We start from the raw sequence: 16,444 nt of genomic DNA, 5'->3' as shown, positions 1-16,444 counted from the left end.
TTGAAACCGTTCGAATCCGCGTTTTACCCCCGGTTCTGCTGGCGCCATTACGCCGCCCATCCCCGGCTCCTTTACGCCGCCCCGCGACACAGCGTGCGGATCTCGATGGCCCCGTCGCCTATCCTCGTAGGGCGACGGTTTCGCCCGCGCTTCTCTGAAGCGCGGGCTATTTTTTTGGTGCCGTCGCCCTGTCGTATCGGCATGGCCGATGCGTGGTGCGGGATTCGCGTATTCTCGGACTTTTTCGGATGAAGGAGGCGGGAATGGCGGAAATTGCAGTCGTGGCGCTGATCGTGGCGAAGCCGGGCGCGGAGGAGAAACTGCGCACCGTGCTCGAGGGAATCGTCGAGCCGACCCGCAACGAAGCGGGCGCATTGCAGTACGACCTGCACCGGGATCTGAAGGAGCCCGCGCGGTTCGTATTCGTCGAGCGTTGGGAGAGCGAGGAGGCGCTGGCCGCTCATGCGCGTTCCGCGCATATTCTCGCTTATCGCGAAGCCGCCGCGGACTGGATCGAGCGTTCCGAAATCCGCGTGCTGTCGAAGCTCGTCTGAGTCGAGCCGGGTAGGGCGCGACCGGACGCGTCCGGTCGCGGCGGCGCGTCAGTGCGATGCGCTGGGTACGTCGAGGATCAGGATGATCGTCCAGTCGGCATCGCCGTCATGGTGATACTGACGCTCGGCAACGATGAACGGTTGCTGCTTGCCTTGCGGGCCGAGGAACAGCACGTCGCCCTCCATCGGCAGGCATTCGATCGGCGGCAGCGCGAGAAACGCGTCGTCCGATCCGCGGGGCATCAGTTGCTTGATCTGGCGAGTGGCGGCTTCGGTCCACTCGATGTCGAGTTGAATGTTGCTCATGCTGTCCTCCGCACCGGGGTGCGCACGGGTGGAAAATTTCGGTGCGCGACTTTAGCACAGCGCGCGGGCGCCGCAACCAAAAAAGCCGAACCCGGTTACCCGGATTCGGCTTTTTGCTGGAGCGGTGCCGCCGAACTTACTGGCTGGCAGCGTCTGCAGCCTTCGCCTTCTTGCCGGCCTTCTTCGCAGCTGCCTTGTGATGCGCAGCCTTCTTGCCGTGGTGATGCTCTTCCTGCGCCGCCGGCTGAGCCGCTTCGGCCGCTTGCTGCTGTTGCAGCGCTTGCGCACGCTGCTCGATCTCGGCGATCTTGGCCGGATCGGTGATGGTCTGAATCTGCGTGCTCTCTTGCGCATACGCTGCGCCAGTCAGCGCCGACATCGCTACCAGGATAGCCAGGGACGTCTTCTTCATTGCTTTACCTCCGCTAAGTGGTGATGAACCCGAGTGTTGCCGTTTTCGTCTGGCGACTGCAATCGAGTGCGTGTCGAGTGTAACAAAAGTGACGGATCAATGTGCACCGGATCGTCGCACGGCGCAAGGCCCCGTTGAAGTCGCGCAACACTTCGCGGACTTCGTCACGCGTCTGCCATCCAGGGTGGTGCAGCGATTTTCGCGCAGGTTTGCGTGCCGTCGTCAAAACCAGCCGAGCCAGCGATATACGTGGAATTGCGCGATCCCGACCAGCTCGTGCAGCGCCTGCTCGGCATTGGCCACATTGCGCCAGCGCGGCAGCCAACCCGTCTGCGCGCGTCGGAGATTCGCATAAACGGGCTGCGGATCGATACCGAAACGGCGGAAATCGAGCAGTGCCCGGCGCATCTGGTACGACGACGTGACGAGAACGCGCGCATCGTCATACTGTGAGCGTAGTATAGATGCAGTGAATTTCGCGTTTTCGTAGGTTGTGCGGCTGTTCGGTTCGAGCACGAGGTCGGCCGGCGCCACGCCTTGGGCGACAAGTTGGCGCCCGTATACGGCTGCCTCGGTGTCGCCGTGATGCTGCGGGTCGCCGCCCGACATCACCACGGTGCAGCGTTCGGCCTGCTGCCGGCACGTGCGATAGAGCGCCGCAACCTTGTGGATGCGCGCGACGCCGTCGGGCGGCGGCTGCACTCCGGTGTCGGTGCGGTGCGTGCCGGCGCCGATGAGGATCAGCGTGGTTCGCCCGTGCATGTCGGGATGCTCGACCGGTGTGACGCCGGCCTCGCTCCAGGCGATCAGCGGCGCAGCGAGCCAGCCCGTCGCCAGCAGCCAGAACAGCGCGGCGGCGACGATCGAAATGGTGCGACGCTGCTTGCGGCAGAGCATGAAACCGATGAAGAGAAGTACAAATGAATCGAACAGAATCAATTTGATTGGGGTATGGTGTCTTTTTATGGACGGCTGACGATACGGCCCTGACGCGACGCCGAACAACGTCTGCCTCCAGAATCGGTGGCGGTTTCGGCGGGCGGAGACCCCGCCCGGCACGCCGCTTCGCATTGTCGCTGCACTTTAAGAAAGAATCGAGATGGCCACGTATTCCAACGAAGCGGTGCTCGACGCATTGAGACGAGTGCAGTACCGCCAGGTACCGTGGGCACGCCGCCCGGGCGTGTTCGAGTATCTCCGTTCGCTCGGGCTGATGGACACGGTCAGGCAGAAGACCGTTGCCCCCGCACCGGGCTTCCATGCACCGGTCGACATCGCCGTACTGACCGACAGCGGTCGAGCCGAATTCTCCCGCCTTGAGCGTGCCGAGAAATTACTTTCCTGGACTGATCGCCGCATGGACGACTACGCATTGAGCGAAGCGAGCGCCGTGGCGATTCTCGAAAGCCGCCTGTAGCGGTATTCATCCCGCCCCGCGCATCGCTGCGCAGGCCGGCGATGCAAAAAAAAGCCCGTATCGCGAGGATACGGGCGTACCGGATACTTTTGCTGCTGCCACGCTGTGCTCATGGCAACGATGTGACTCGCCGCATGGGGCGCAGTTCCCGGATCCGGGCATTTTCTTTGGTGAAATCTCGAAATCGGCAGGACTACGGATGACGCGACATGCCCGGTGGCTGTGAGCCGATCCGTGCTCGCGCGTTGCTGGCGATGTCGCCGCGCAAGTCGCCGCGCGGCACGGTTTGCCGGCCGGACGGGTTGGCGGGTGGAGGCTGGCGGAGGGTGTTGCGGTGATCCTGCTGGCGATGCGGCGGTTTCACCCGATCGTCGGCATGGACGGGAGCGGTCAGCGCCACGGAAACGACAATGCCGCATGCAACGAGCAGTGACATTGTTTTCATGGCGGGGCTCCCTTCAAGCCGTCAGTGCGGCCTGTTGATATGACGCTAAGGTAAGCGTGGGAGTGCAGGCTTGCTGTAAATATTGGTAAATAGATGTTTCGCGGCACGACAACGGTAATCGACGGCAAGGCATGCGTCGCAACAAAGTCGCGTCGCAAAAAGAAACCGGGCGGCCGAAGCCGCCCGATCGAGCATTCGTTACGCCATCTTGACGGGCGCGCGCCAGGATTCCGGATTGGTCCAGAATGCGCCGCGCAGCCGGTCGCGGCTCGGCGGTGCGGGCGGCTTCGCCGCGCTTGCGCCGATGCGTCCGCGCAGCGAGATCTGACGGCCGCTCGTGCCGAGTCGTTTCACGATTTCGGCGAGCGTACCGTCCGCCTGCCATTCGTCGAAGCGGCGGCGGCAGGTCGGCGGGGACGGATAGCGGCCCGGCAGTTTCGACCAGCCTTCGCCCGTCGACAGCACCCACAGCACGGCGTTGACTACCGATCGGGCTTCCACGCGGGGGCGGCCACGCCGCTCACTCCGTGCGGGCTCCGAGCAAAACAGACCCTCGACCAGCGCCCATTCGTTATCTCTCAAATCGTCGAACAGCATCATGTCCTCACCTCAGCGAAGCTAACTCCGGTGCGCTGCCCTGCGCCGCGCACTCTTCAAGCACTCGATCGTCGAGTGCCGGGTGGGGGCGTCCGGTTGGCCGGCAGCGGCGTTTCTACTCTTCCGTCCGACGAAACCTGCACCCTGTGCGCAAGGTAATGCACGAAGCGTGCCATGTCAGAGGTGAATCCCTTGAGAGCCGCTTGGCAGCGAGCTAACAGCTAAGTCAGCTAGGGGCGTATAAGACGCCAAAATAACCCGTGAGCAAATCGGGACAATCACCAATCTTGTGCAATTCGCCCATGTCACGTGCGTTTGCGAATCTATTGCACCGCAGCGAAACATGGACGACGGGGGCCAGATTCGCTCACGGTGGTCCGTTTCGCACATTAGAATCACGCATCGATATCGGCGATTGATGAGGTCGGGACATGAACGTTACGCTGCGCCAGCTTCGCGTATTCATCGAGGTCGCGCGGCTCAAGAGCTTCAGTCGGGCGGGTGACGAGATCGGGCTCACGCAGTCCGCGGTCAGCCGCTGCGTGCGCGAGCTCGAGGCCGAACTCGGGCTGAAGCTGATCGACCGCACGACGCGCGACGTGCAGCTGACCGACGTCGGTGCGAACCTGATCGCGAGCGTGTCGCGTCTGCTCGACGATCTCGACGACACGCTGCGTGAGATTCGCGAGATCGGCGAGCAGCGCCGCGGGCGCGTGATCGTCGCGGCAAGTCCGACGATTGCATGCAGGCTGATGCCGCGGGTGGTGGCGTCGTGCGAGCGCCAGTTCCCGTTCGTGACGCTCGGCCTGCGCGATGACGTGCAGAGCGACGTGTTGCGCAAGGTGAAGTCGAGCGAAGTCGACTTCGGCGTCGTGATCGGACCGCTGACGGTCGCCGATCTCGTCTGCGAGCCGCTGATGACCGATTCGTTCTGCCTCGTCGCGCGCGCCGATCATCCGCTCGCGGCACGGGCCGAGGTGCCGTGGACGGCGCTGGATGGCGAGCGCCTCGTGCTGCTCGATCATGCGTCGGGCAGTCGGCCGCTGATCGATGCGGCGCTGGCCACGCATCGCGTCAACGCGACGGTCATGCAGGAGCTCGGGCATTCGGCGACCGTGTTCGGGCTGGTCGAGGCCGGTGTCGGCGTGAGCGTGCAGCCGTGGCTGTCGCTGCCGCTGCCTGCCGGCTCGACGCTGGTTGCGCGGCCGCTCACGCCGCGCACCGAGCGCACCGTCGAACTGGTGCGCCGCCGCGACCGGTCGTTGTCGCCCGCCGCGCAGGCGATCTGGGAGCTCGTGCGGCAGATGCCGGCGAGGGCCGAGGATCTCGATTGACGCATATTGGCGTGCGTCCGGTCTGGCTTGCCGGCCGGTACACTACGCGGATCGTGTTCCTCGGCGGTGGTTTTCGATGACGCATTCCGCAGGTTTTTTCCCGGCGAACGATGAGCCGGCGGCGCGCGCCGCGGTACACGCGCTGCGGCCGTCGCTGATCCGCGAGGTCGCAAACGCCGGCTTCGGCGTGCCGGACATGCTGCCGTTCTGGTTCGGCGAATCCGATCGCGTGACGCCGGACTTCATCCGCGACGCCGCGGCCGCGGCGCTGCGCGATGGCGCGACCTTCTACACGCACAATCTCGGTACGGCGGCGCTGCGCGACGCGATCGCGGCCTATGTCAGCGCGCGTCACGGTGCGACGGCGGCCGACACGGTCGCCGTGACGAGTTCGGGCGTGAGTGCGCTGATGCTGGCTGCGCAGATGCTGGTCGGGCCGGGCGAACGTGTCGTCGCGGTCACGCCGCTGTGGCCGAATCTCGTCGAGATCCCGAAGATCCTCGGCGCGCAGGTCGAGTGCGTGCCGCTCGGCTACGGCGACGCGGGCTGGCAGCTCGACGTCGGCCGGTTGCTCGCGGCGCTGACGCCTGATACGCGGATGCTGCTGATCAACTCGCCGAACAACCCGACCGGCTGGACGATGTCGCGCGACGATCAGCAGGCCGTGCTCGCCCATTGTCGTCGTCACGGCATCTGGCTGGTCGCCGACGAGGTGTACGAGCGGCTTGCGTTCGACGAGGGCGGCGCGCCGTCGTTTCTCGATATCGCGTCGCGCGACGAGCGCGTCGTGGTCGTGAATTCGTTCTCGAAGGCATGGGCGATGACGGGCTGGCGGCTCGGATGGCTGATTGCGCCGGCGTCGGTGATGGGCGACCTGTCGAAGCTCGTCGAATACAACACGTCGTGCGCGCCGGGCTTCGTGCAGGCCGCCGGTGAGGTCGCGTTGCGCGACGGGGAGCCGTTCGTTCGGTCGTTCGTCACGGCGCTGCGCCGCGCGCGTGATCACCTGGTCGCCGCGCTGCGGACCCTGCCGGGCGTCGAAGTGCCGCCTCCGCCGGGCGCGATGTACCTGTTCCTGCGGCTGCCGGGCGCGACCGACAGCCTGGCGTTCTGCAAGACGCTGGTGCGCGACGCGGGGCTCGGCCTGGCGCCCGGCCGAGCGTTCGGCCCGGAGGGAGAAGGGTTCGTACGGTGGTGTTATGCGTGCGATCCGTCGCGACTCGATGCGGGTGTCGAGCGGCTGCGCCGGTTCCTCGCACACGGCGCGGGCGTTCGCTGAAGCGGGGACGGAGCGGGCGTGCCGCCCGGGGCGGCGGCCTGTTTCGCTCATCTTTACGCACCGGGCAATTTTGCGTAATATGGCGCTCAGTCACGCGGTTCCGTCGTTGAGCCGTGCTGTTCCGTCCGGTTTGGGCCTGGCTTGAAGTTGATTCGCCGCCCCCGGTTCGTGCTCCCATCAATATGACCGATCAGAATCGGGCGAGCGCGTCTTCCGTTCCTTTCGTCTGTTTGTTGATCCGGTTCGTTTGACCACAGGGTCTGGCCTAGCTGCATGAATACCCAAGAGGCGAAGATCGTCCTCGAGACTGCTTTGATCTGCGCGCAGGAACCGCTGAAGCTCGGCGATTTGCGCAAGCTCTTTGCCGACGGCGTGTCGGCTGACACGGTCCGCACGTTGCTCGAAGATCTGAAACAGGATTGGTCCGGTCGCGGTGTCGAACTGGTGGCGCTGGCGACCGGGTGGCGCTTTCAGAGCAAGCCGGCGATGCGTCATTATCTCGATCGCCTGCATCCCGAGAAGCCGCCGAAATATTCGCGCGCTGTGCTCGAAACGCTCGCAATCATCGCGTACCGGCAGCCCGTCACGCGCGGCGACATCGAAGAGATTCGTGGCGTCACGGTCAATACGCAGGTGGTCAAGCAACTCGAGGATCGCGGCTGGATCGAGGTGATCGGCCATCGCGACGTGCCGGGGCGTCCGGCGCTGTATGCGACGACCAAGCAGTTCCTCGACGATCTCGGCCTGAAGGCGCTCGACGACCTGCCGGCACTCGAAGAGCCGGCCGCGAACATCGAGGCCGCGCTGCTCGCGCAGCAGGCCATGGATTTCGACGGTGACTTAGTGGTGGCCGACGACGCAGCGGCCGACGTGCCGCAGGCGCTGGCGGATAAAGCGCCCGCCGACGAGTCGGCCGAAGGGCCTCGCGATGCCGCGGCCGACGTCGCGTCGACGCAGGAAATTCCGAGTCGCGATACGCTCGATGCTGATCGCGGGCAAATGGAACAGATGGAACAGGTTGGCGCCGAAGCAGTGCCGACCGGTGTGCAGCCCGAGCCGCAGCGTGCGGATTGGAGCGAGGAAGATCGCAAGCCGGCCGCCGAAGCGGCTGCCGGAGACGGAGCGGAAGCGGCCGGCGACATGCCCGGCGAGGCCGATCAGGCCGACGCCTCCCGCTCCCGTCCCGCGGACGACGAGACGCTGGACGACACGTCCGACAGTCTCGCGGATGCCGTCCGAAGCGCCAGTGCGCCCATTGGCGCCGACGCGCTGCCGGACGACGAAGCAGAACCCGAACAGCGTCGCGCCTGATCGCGGCCAACTTCTTGCCGCGCCCGCGCCGGGCGCGAGACCTGACATTTTGAGGTTGTTTTGACAGATATCCACGATATTGAATCGTCCGCGCCTGCCGTGCAGGCAGCGCGTGCCGACGATGCGCCGGAGCAGGATGCTTCGGCCGCGGGTGGCGACGAGCGTCCCCGCCGCGGTCTGCGGCGCGGCCCGCGTAGCCTGATCGCGCGGCGTCGCGCGGCGGCCAAGTCGAAGGGCGCCGAAGGCGAGCAGCAGGGTACCGAGGGCGCGGATGCGCAGTCGGCCGAGGCTGCCGACGCGCAGCCGGCGCGTGCGCCGCGCAAGGAAGGCGCGGCCAAGGGCGGTCGCAAGCCGGCCGGCAAGCGCGAAGGCGCGGCGGCGGGCAAGGGCGGCCAGGCTGGCCAGGGCCGTCGCGGTGCAGCGAAGGCTGAAGGTGGCCCGGCGAAGGCGACGGAAGGCGATGCGTCCCAGGACGAACTGTTCGCATACGTGACGTCGCCGGCCTTCGACGCGGACAACTCCGCGGGCGGTAGCGGTGTGCGTGCGCCGATGTTGCGCCGCGGCCGCGCCCAGCCGGCGAACAAGCGCGTGCTGTCGCCGGACGACGACGCGCCGAAGCTCCACAAGGTGCTGGCGGAAGCGGGCATGGGGTCGCGCCGCGAAATGGAAGAGCTGATCGTCGCCGGCCGCGTGTCGGTGAACGGCGAGCCCGCGCACATCGGCCAGCGGATCATGCCGACCGACCAGGTGCGGATCAACGGCAAGCCGGTCAAGCGTAAGCTGCCGAACAAGCCGCCGCGCGTGCTGCTGTATCACAAGCCGACCGGCGAAATCGTGAGCCACGCGGATCCGGAAGGCCGTCCGTCGGTGTTCGACCGTCTGCCGCCGATGAAGACGGCGAAATGGCTTGCGGTGGGCCGCCTCGACTTCAATACCGAAGGTCTGCTGATGCTGACGACTTCCGGTGATCTCGCGAACCGCTTCATGCATCCGCGTTACAGCGTCGAGCGCGAGTATGCGGTGCGGGTCGTCGGCGAGTTGGCCGAAGGCATGCGGCAGAAACTGCTGCACGGCGTCGAGCTCGACGACGGTCCGGCGAATTTCCTGCGCATCCGCGATGGCGGCGGCGAAGGTACGAACCACTGGTATCACGTCGCGCTGGCCGAGGGCCGCAACCGCGAAGTGCGCCGTATGTTTGAAGCGGTCGGCCTGATGGTGAGCCGGTTGATCCGTACGCGTCACGGCCCGATTCCGCTGCCGCGCGGCCTGAAGCGTGGTCGTTGGGAAGAGCTCGACGACGCACAGGTGCGCAAGCTGATGGCGACCGTCGGCCTGAAGGCGCCGTCCGAGGAGAAGGGCAAGCGCGGCGGCGCTGCCGGTCCGACCGAGCGTCGCCAGCCCGATCCGATGCAGACGTCGATGGGCTTCATCAGCCGCGAACCGGTGCTGACGACGCACGGGCAACTCGACCAGCCGCGTCGCGGCGGTGGCCGACGCGGCGGGCCGGGCTTGCCGGGCCTGAGCGGCTACGGCAGCTTGCCGGTTGCGCCGTCGGGTTACGGCAACCGCGCGGGCGGCGGCCGTGACGGCAATCGTACCGGCGGTGGCCGCGACGGCAACCGCGCAGGCGGCGGTCGCGATGTCGACGGCAATCGCGCGTCGTATGGCGCAGGCCCCAAGCGCGAGGGTGCGGGCGGCAAGCGCGGCGGCAGCAAGGGCGGCGGCAATCGCAATCCGAACGGCAATCGTGCCGATGGCGCCGGCAACGGCGGCCCGCGCGGCGGTCAGCGTCCGCAGCGCAGCCGTACGCGCAGCCGCTAAGCGTCTGTCGATTGACGTGCGGCGGCGCAAAGCCGCCGATACGTCGGCGTGGCCGGCATCCGGCCGGCTTTGTCGATGCGGGGCATTGCGTTGACGGGTTTCGGCTGCATCCATGTCGCGTGCCGCGACAACGACGATCACCGGTGCGGTAGGGTGGTACCGGTCGATAGGGCAGCCCGATTTCGCATTTTCGGTCCGTAAAGGCAGCCGGCGCGCTGCTTTTACCGGCTGGCTTGGCGTTTGCGCCAAAAATCGCTATAATCGCGGAGTCGCTGGGCGTACGGATTCAATGTGCGGCTCAGGTGCGACCACCAGTAAGAAGATGGGCGTTCCGCCCATTTTTTTTTGCTGAAACGGTTAGGCATCTCGGGTAGCGCTTCCTGCGCCGGCTAAGGCGCGCGCCCGCGGGTGAATCGCGAGCGGCGGGCGCGAACACCTGAGAGGACACTGTGCAACTGACGGAACTGATAGAAACCACGGTCACCGGGCTCGGCTACGAGCTGGTGGAACTCGAGCGCACCGGGCGCGGCATGCTTTGCATCTATATCGATCAGCCTGCCGGCATCTCGCTCGAAGATTGCGAAAAGGTTACGCGTCAGCTCCAGCACGTCTTGACGGTCGAAAATATCGATTACGAACGGCTCGAAGTCTCGTCCCCGGGGCTCGACCGCCCGTTGAAGAAGCTGGCCGACTTCGAGCGCTTCGCCGGCAGCGAAGTTTCCGTGACCTTGAAAAAGCCGCTGGACGGGCGCAAGACGTACCGGGGCATTCTGCACGCGCCGAATGGCGAAACGATCGGTTTGGAATTTGAGGGGAAGAAGGGCGAGGCAGCCATGCTGGATTTCACGCTGGCCGATATCGACAAAGCCCGCCTGATTCCGCAAGTTGACTTTAGGAGCCGCAAATAATGAGTCGCGAAGTGTTGATGCTGGTGGATGCGCTGGCGCGCGAGAAAAACGTCGACAAGGATGTGGTGCTGGGCGCCCTCGAGGCCGCGCTCGCTTCCGCTTCCAAGAAGCTGTTCGACGAAGGCGCCGAAATCCGCGTCCATATCGATCGCGAAAGCGGCGAGCACGAAACCTTCCGTCGCTGGCTCGTCGTGCCCGACGAGGCAGGCTTGCAGGAGCCGGATCGCGAGATCCTGCTGTTCGAAGCGCGTGAGCAGAAGCCCGACGTCGAAGTCGGCGAGTATGTCGAGGAACCCGTTCCGTCGATCGAATTCGGTCGCATCGGCGCGCAGGCCGCGAAGCAGGTGATCCTGCAGAAGGTGCGCGACGCGGAGCGCGAGCAGATCCTGAACGACTACCTCGAGCGTGGCGAAAAGATCATGACGGGTACGGTGAAGCGCCTCGACAAGGGCAACTTCATCGTCGAATCGGGCCGCGTCGAGGCGCTGCTGCGCCGCGATCAGCTGATCCCGAAGGAAAACCTGCGCGTGGGTGACCGCGTGCGTGCGTACATCGCGAAGGTCGACCGCACCGCGCGCGGCCCGCAGATCGAGCTGTCGCGCACGGCGCCGGAATTCCTGATGAAGCTGTTCGAGATGGAAGTGCCGGAAATCGAGCAGGGCCTGCTCGAGATCAAGGCGGCTGCCCGCGACCCGGGCGTGCGCGCGAAGATCGGCGTCATCGCCTACGACAAGCGGATCGATCCGATCGGCACCTGTGTCGGCATCCGCGGCTCCCGCGTGCAGGCCGTGCGCAACGAGCTTGGTGGCGAAAACATCGACATCGTGCTATGGTCGGAGGATCCCGCCCAGTTCGTGATCGGCGCGCTCGCGCCGGCAGCCGTCCAGTCGATCGTCGTCGATGAAGAAAAGCATTCGATGGACGTCGTCGTCGACGAGAACGAACTGGCTGTCGCGATCGGCCGCAGCGGTCAGAACGTTCGCCTTGCCGGCGAGCTGACCGGCTGGCAGATCAACATCATGACGCCGGACGAGTCCGCCCTGAAGCAGGGTGAAGAACGCGACCGGCTGCGTGCGCTGTTCATGGCGCGTCTCGACGTCGACGAAGAAGTTGCCGACATCCTGATTGACGAAGGCTTCACGAGCCTCGAAGAAATCGCGTACGTGCCGCTCAACGAAATGCTCGAAATCGAAGCGTTCGACGAGGACACCGTGCACGAACTGCGCAACCGCGCACGCGACGCGCTGTTGACGATGGCCATCGCGAACGAAGAAAAGGTCGAGAACGCAGCGCTGGATCTCAAGAGCCTCGACGGCGTCACGCCGGAGTTGCTCGCGAAGCTGGCCGAACACGGCGTGCAGACGCGCGACGATCTCGCCGAGCTGGCTGTAGATGAACTGGTCGACATGACCGGAATGGAAGAGGATGCCGCTAAGGCGTTGATCATGAAAGCACGTGAACATTGGTTCCAGTGAGAAATGACCATGGCGCACTGATTTGATGGCGGCCGTATGGCCTGACCCGATGCTAACCGCAAGGAATCGGTCCTTGCACTAAGAGGAATGAATGGCGAGTAACAACGTAGCCCAATTTGCCGCGGAACTGAAAATGCCTGCTGGTGTGCTGCTCGAACAGCTGCAGGCAGCGGGCGTCCAGAAAGCGAGTGAAGACGATGCGCTGTCCGAAACGGACAAGGCGCGTCTGCTCGATCATTTGCGCAAGTCGCACGGCGCAACTGACGGCGACAAGCGCAAGATCACGCTGACCCGCAAGCATACGTCGGAGATCAAGCAATCTGACGCGACGGGCAAGGCTCGCACCATTCAGGTCGAGGTTCGCAAGAAGCGTACGTTCGTCAAGCGCGACGACGTGGCCGAAGGTGCGGATCAGGGTCAGGCGCAGGTCGCCGAAGCGGACGACGATGCGGAACTGAAGCGTCGCGAGGAAGAGGCGCGCCGCGAGGCCGAGCTGCTTGAGAAGCAGGCGCAGGAACTGCGCGAGCGTCAGGAACGCCTCGAACGCGAGGAAGCCGAACGTCGCGCCCGCGAGGAAGCGGCCGAGGCCGAGCGCCGTCGCGCCGAGGAAGAAGCGGCGACGAAGCGTGCCGCGGCGGAAGCCGCCGCAGCCCAGCAGCAGGCGGCAGCGCAGCAGGCTGCTGCCGAGCAGGAAGCGACGCCGACGCAGTCCGCGCAGGACGAAGCACGCGCAGCCGCCGAACGCGCGGCCCAGCGCGAAGCGGCGAAGAAGGCCGAGGACGCTGCCCGTGAGGCAGCCGACAAGGCGCGCGCCGAGCAAGAAGAGATCAGCAAGCGTCGCGCGGCGGCGGAAGCCGAGGCACGCGCGATCCGCGAAATGATGAACACGCCGCGCAAGGCCGTGGTCAAGGCAGTCGAGCCGCCGAAGCCGGTCGAACCGCCGAAGCCGGCTGAAGCGAAGGGCACGCTGCACAAGCCGGCGAAGCCGGAAGGTGCGCAGGCGCGTCCGGCCGTGAAGAAGCCGGCTGGCGCGGTGGCTCCGGCCACCACGCAGGCGCCGGCAGGCGCGGGCGACCGCAACAAGAAGCCGGGCGCAGGCAAGGGCGGCTGGCAGGACGACGCGGCGAAGCGTCGCGGCATCAAGACGCGCGGCGACTCGAGCGGCGGCGTCGACCGCGGCTGGCGCGGCGGCCCGAAGGGTCGCGGCCGTCACCAGGACAGCTCGACGTTCCAGGCGCCGACCGAACCGATCGTCCGTGAAGTGCACGTGCCGGAAACCGTGTCGGTGGCCGATCTCGCGCACAAGATGTCGATCAAGGCCTCCGAAGTCATCAAGGTGATGATGAAGATGGGCCAGATGGTCACGATCAACCAGGTGCTGGACCAGGAAACGGCGATGATCATCGTCGAGGAACTGGGCCACCGCGCGGTTGCCGCGAAGCTGGACGATCCGGAAGCGCTGCTGGTCGAAGGCGAATCCGGTACCGATGCCGAGCAGCTGCCGCGTCCGCCGGTCGTCACGGTGATGGGTCACGTCGACCACGGCAAGACCTCGCTGCTCGACCACATCCGCCGCGCGAAGGTTGCCGCGGGCGAAGCGGGCGGCATTACGCAGCACATCGGCGCTTATCACGTCGACACGCCGCGTGGCGTCATCACGTTCCTCGATACGCCGGGTCACGAAGCGTTCACGGCAATGCGTGCACGCGGCGCGAAGGCGACCGACATCGTGGTGCTGGTGGTGGCGGCCGACGACGGCGTGATGCCGCAGACTAAGGAAGCCATCGCCCACGCGAAGGCGGGTGGCGTGCCGATCGTCGTCGCGATCAACAAGATCGACAAGCCGGAAGCGAACCCGGATCGCGTCAAGCAGGAGCTGGTCGCGGAAGGCGTCGTGCCGGAAGAGTACGGTGGCGATTCGCCGTTCGTGCCGGTGTCGGCCAAGACGGGCGCAGGTATCGACGATCTGCTCGAGAACGTGCTGCTGCAGGCCGAAGTGCTGGAACTGAAGGCACCGGTCGAGGCGCCGGCCAAGGGCATCGTGATCGAAGCGAAGCTCGACAAGGGTAAAGGCCCGGTCGCGACGATCCTCGTGCAGTCCGGTACGCTGAACCGCGGCGACATCGTGCTGGCGGGTACGGCCTACGGTCGCGTCCGTGCGATGCTCGACGAGAACGGCAAGCCGACGAAGGAAGCCGGCCCGTCGATCCCGGTCGAAATCCAGGGTCTGTCGGAAGTGCCGGGCGCGGGCGAGGAAGTGATCGTGCTGCCGGACGAGCGCAAGGCGCGTGAAATCGCCCTGTTCCGTCAGGGCAAGTTCCGCGACGTGAAGCTCGCGAAGCAGCAGGCCGCGAAGCTGGAAAGCATGCTGGAGCAGATGGGCGAAGGCGAAGTGCAGAACCTGCCGCTCATCATCAAGGCAGACGTGCAGGGTTCGCAGGAAGCGCTCGTGCAGTCGCTGCTCAAGCTGTCGACCGATGAAGTGCGCGTGCAGATCGTGCACAGCGCGGTCGGTGGCATCAGCGAAAACGACGTCAACCTCGCGACGGCATCGAAGGCGGTCATCATCGGCTTCAACACGCGTGCGGACGCACAGGCACGCAAGCTGGCCGAGGCGAACGGCATCGATATCCGCTACTACAACATCATCTACGACGCAGTGGACGAGGTGAAGGCGGCGATGTCGGGCATGCTGGCGCCGGAGAAGCGTGAAGTCATCACCGGTATGGTCGAGGTGCGCCAGGTGTTCAAGGTGCCGAAGATCGGCACGGTCGCCGGCTGTATGGTCACCGACGGTATCGTCAAGCGCTCGTCGTCGGTTCGCGTGCTGCGCAACAACGTCGTGATCTTCACGGGCGAACTCGAATCGCTGAAGCGCTTCAAGGACGACGTGAAGGAAGTCAAGCAAGGCTTCGAGTGCGGTATGTCGGTGAAGAACTTCAACGACGTCACCGAAGGCGACCAGTTCGAAGTCTTCGAAGTGACCGAAGTCGCACGTACGCTGTAATCGTTGCGTATCGGCTCTTGGGCGGGGCAGGCTTGGGCCTGTCCCGCCCATTTTCATGGTGGCGTGCCGAACATGGCCGCCGCTTCATCCTGATAAACGGATCACGGATCGATCATGTCCAGGAAACGTACTTCCCCCAATCGCAACGTTCAGATCGCCGATCAGATTCAGCGCGATCTGTCCGAACTCATCATGCGCGAGGTCAAAGATCCGCGCATCGGCATCGTGACCATCCAGAGCGTGGAACTCACGCCGGACTATGCGCACGCGAAGGTCTACTTCACGGCGCTCACCGGCGATCCGGAGAAAACGCAGGAGGCGCTGAACCATGCGTCGGGGCACCTGCACAACCTGCTGTTCAAGCGCCTGCACATTCACACGGTGCCGACGCTGCATTTCCACTACGACCAGACGATCGAGAAGGCCGTCGAAATGTCGCGCCTGATCAAGGAAGCGAACTCGACACGCGCGAAGGACGACGACGAGGCCGACACGCCTGCCAAGGACGATTGAGCTCGACCGGCCTATGACGAATGCAGCACCCCCACGTCCGCGCGTGCCCCGACGCGTGCTGGACGGCGTTCTCCTGCTCGACAAGCCGATCGGCCTGTCGAGCAACGATGCGCTGATTCGCGCAAAGCGCCTGCTTCTTGCGAAGAAAGCCGGTCACACCGGCACGCTCGATCCGCTGGCTTCGGGCCTGCTGCCGCTGTGCTTCGGCGAGGCGACGAAGTTCTCGCAGGACTTGCTCGACGCCGACAAGACGTATGAAGCGACGATGCGTCTCGGCCAGCGCACGGCCACCGGCGACGCGGAAGGCGAGGTGATCGACACGCGGCTCGTCGAATGCGATCGCGCGGCGGTGGAGGCCGCGCTCGTGCGCTTCACCGGCGACATCGTGCAGGTACCGCCGATGTATTCGGCGCTCAAACGCGACGGCAAGCCGCTGTACGAATATGCGCGGGCCGGCCAGACCGTCGAGCGGGAAGGCCGCAACGTGGCGATCCATGCGCTCGATCTGCTCGCCTGCGAACTGCCCGACGTGACGTTTCGCGTGACCTGCAGCAAGGGCACGTACGTGCGTACGCTCGCGGAAGATATCGGTGAAGCGCTTGGCTGCGGTGCGCATCTGACGATGCTGCGCCGCACGGGCGTCGGCGCGCTGACGCTCGAGCATGCGGTGACGCTCGATGCGCTGTCGGACGCTGCCGAAGCGGCGCGCGAGGCGTGGCTTCAGCCGGTCGATGCGTTGCTGTCGACGTTTCCGCTGGTGCGTCTCGACGAAGCCAGCGCGAAGCGGTTCCTGCACGGCCAGCGTCTGCCGCTGTCGGCGCTCGAGCCGATCGACGCGGCCGATGGCGAGCGCGTGCGCGTGTACGACGCCACCCGGTTGCTCGGCGTGGCGCGCAAGGCGAATGGCGTGCTTGCCCCGGAACGGCTCGTCGTGACGGCTCAATGACGCAGCAGCGCACGCAAGTGCGCGCGGCATGTCAAGTCCTGGAATAGGTTGACAGTATTCAGACGCTAGAACGCCCGATGCACCGCATCGGGCGTTTTGTATTTCAGCGCGGCATGCGG

Annotated in this window: 17 protein-coding genes; 12 read left to right on the top strand and 5 right to left on the bottom strand. The window is 65.5% G+C overall.

What is annotated here, in order from left to right; all coding sequences use genetic code 11:
• Positions 1 to 252 (top strand): hypothetical protein (locus HWX07_RS36865; protein ID WP_208457120.1); only part of this gene is annotated, 252 nt, incomplete at its 5' end.
• Positions 253 to 263: 11 nt separating this feature from the next.
• Positions 264 to 554 carry a putative quinol monooxygenase gene (locus tag HWX07_RS36590; protein ID WP_027810280.1) on the top strand — a complete coding sequence of 97 codons (291 nt, stop codon included), beginning with the start codon at positions 264 to 266 and terminating at the stop codon, positions 552 to 554.
• A 48-nt stretch (positions 555 to 602) separates the two neighbouring features.
• Here HWX07_RS36590 and HWX07_RS36585 read toward each other — a convergent pair whose 3' ends face one another.
• From HWX07_RS36585 to HWX07_RS36575, 3 genes are all read right to left on the bottom strand, one after another.
• Positions 603 to 860, bottom strand: coding sequence for a hypothetical protein (locus HWX07_RS36585; protein WP_006476176.1), 258 nt, complete (start codon positions 858 to 860; stop codon positions 603 to 605).
• Positions 861 to 996: 136 nt separating this feature from the next.
• Positions 997 to 1,272, bottom strand: coding sequence for a hypothetical protein (locus HWX07_RS36580; RefSeq protein ID WP_006486101.1), 276 nt, complete (start codon positions 1,270 to 1,272; stop codon positions 997 to 999).
• A 222-nt stretch (positions 1,273 to 1,494) separates the two neighbouring features.
• On the bottom strand, positions 1,495 to 2,211 hold the full coding sequence (locus HWX07_RS36575; protein ID WP_027810281.1) for a YdcF family protein: 717 nt from the start codon (positions 2,209 to 2,211) through the stop codon (positions 1,495 to 1,497).
• A gap of 160 nt (positions 2,212 to 2,371) precedes the next feature.
• Between HWX07_RS36575 and HWX07_RS36570 the strand changes: the two genes are divergently transcribed.
• Entirely contained in the window at positions 2,372 to 2,689 is a 318-nt protein-coding gene (locus tag HWX07_RS36570; RefSeq protein WP_011545254.1) for a hypothetical protein, read from the top strand.
• A 193-nt stretch (positions 2,690 to 2,882) separates the two neighbouring features.
• On the opposite strand, the gene HWX07_RS36565 is transcribed toward HWX07_RS36570, so the two are convergent.
• Together HWX07_RS36565 and HWX07_RS36560 are read right to left on the bottom strand one after the other, a co-directional pair.
• Entirely contained in the window at positions 2,883 to 3,134 is a 252-nt protein-coding gene (locus HWX07_RS36565; protein ID WP_012328376.1) for a hypothetical protein, read from the bottom strand.
• Between the two features lie 198 nt (positions 3,135 to 3,332).
• Positions 3,333 to 3,734, bottom strand: coding sequence for a transposase (locus HWX07_RS36560; RefSeq protein ID WP_006409263.1), 402 nt, complete (start codon positions 3,732 to 3,734; stop codon positions 3,333 to 3,335).
• A gap of 428 nt (positions 3,735 to 4,162) precedes the next feature.
• On the opposite strand from HWX07_RS36560, the gene HWX07_RS36555 reads away from it, so the two are divergent.
• From HWX07_RS36555 to truB, 9 genes are all read left to right on the top strand, one after another.
• Positions 4,163 to 5,065, top strand: coding sequence for a LysR family transcriptional regulator (locus tag HWX07_RS36555; RefSeq protein ID WP_012328377.1), 903 nt, complete (start codon positions 4,163 to 4,165; stop codon positions 5,063 to 5,065).
• A 76-nt stretch (positions 5,066 to 5,141) separates the two neighbouring features.
• The gene (locus HWX07_RS36550) at positions 5,142 to 6,344 is read left to right on the top strand and encodes a pyridoxal phosphate-dependent aminotransferase (protein ID WP_175879474.1); all 1,203 of its coding nucleotides are present in this window, start codon (positions 5,142 to 5,144) and stop codon (positions 6,342 to 6,344) included.
• A gap of 273 nt (positions 6,345 to 6,617) precedes the next feature.
• Positions 6,618 to 7,655 carry an SMC-Scp complex subunit ScpB gene (gene scpB, locus HWX07_RS36545; RefSeq protein WP_175879473.1) on the top strand — a complete coding sequence of 346 codons (1,038 nt, stop codon included), beginning with the start codon at positions 6,618 to 6,620 and terminating at the stop codon, positions 7,653 to 7,655.
• Between the two features lie 60 nt (positions 7,656 to 7,715).
• Positions 7,716 to 9,476, top strand: coding sequence for a 23S rRNA pseudouridine(2605) synthase RluB (rluB, locus tag HWX07_RS36540; protein WP_175879472.1), 1,761 nt, complete (start codon positions 7,716 to 7,718; stop codon positions 9,474 to 9,476).
• A 449-nt stretch (positions 9,477 to 9,925) separates the two neighbouring features.
• On the top strand, positions 9,926 to 10,384 hold the full coding sequence (gene rimP, locus HWX07_RS36535; RefSeq protein WP_006476167.1) for a ribosome maturation factor RimP: 459 nt from the start codon (positions 9,926 to 9,928) through the stop codon (positions 10,382 to 10,384).
• Positions 10,384 to 11,859 carry a transcription termination factor NusA gene (gene nusA / locus HWX07_RS36530; RefSeq protein WP_034207114.1) on the top strand — a complete coding sequence of 492 codons (1,476 nt, stop codon included), beginning with the start codon at positions 10,384 to 10,386 and terminating at the stop codon, positions 11,857 to 11,859. The genes rimP and nusA overlap by 1 nt, the downstream gene beginning before the upstream one ends.
• A gap of 91 nt (positions 11,860 to 11,950) precedes the next feature.
• On the top strand, positions 11,951 to 14,866 hold the full coding sequence (gene infB, locus HWX07_RS36525; RefSeq protein ID WP_175879471.1) for a translation initiation factor IF-2: 2,916 nt from the start codon (positions 11,951 to 11,953) through the stop codon (positions 14,864 to 14,866).
• Between the two features lie 114 nt (positions 14,867 to 14,980).
• Positions 14,981 to 15,379, top strand: coding sequence for a 30S ribosome-binding factor RbfA (rbfA, locus tag HWX07_RS36520; protein ID WP_011545262.1), 399 nt, complete (start codon positions 14,981 to 14,983; stop codon positions 15,377 to 15,379).
• 13 nt (positions 15,380 to 15,392) lie between these two features.
• Positions 15,393 to 16,325 carry a tRNA pseudouridine(55) synthase TruB gene (gene truB / locus HWX07_RS36515; protein ID WP_175879470.1) on the top strand — a complete coding sequence of 311 codons (933 nt, stop codon included), beginning with the start codon at positions 15,393 to 15,395 and terminating at the stop codon, positions 16,323 to 16,325.
• Positions 16,326 to 16,444: the final 119 nt, after the last annotated feature.

Origin of the sequence: Burkholderia sp. BCC0097 (assembly GCF_902832985.1) — a bacterium.
GTDB lineage: Bacteria > Pseudomonadota > Gammaproteobacteria > Burkholderiales > Burkholderiaceae > Burkholderia > Burkholderia orbicola.
This window is presented reverse-complemented; position numbering and strand designations above follow the sequence as displayed.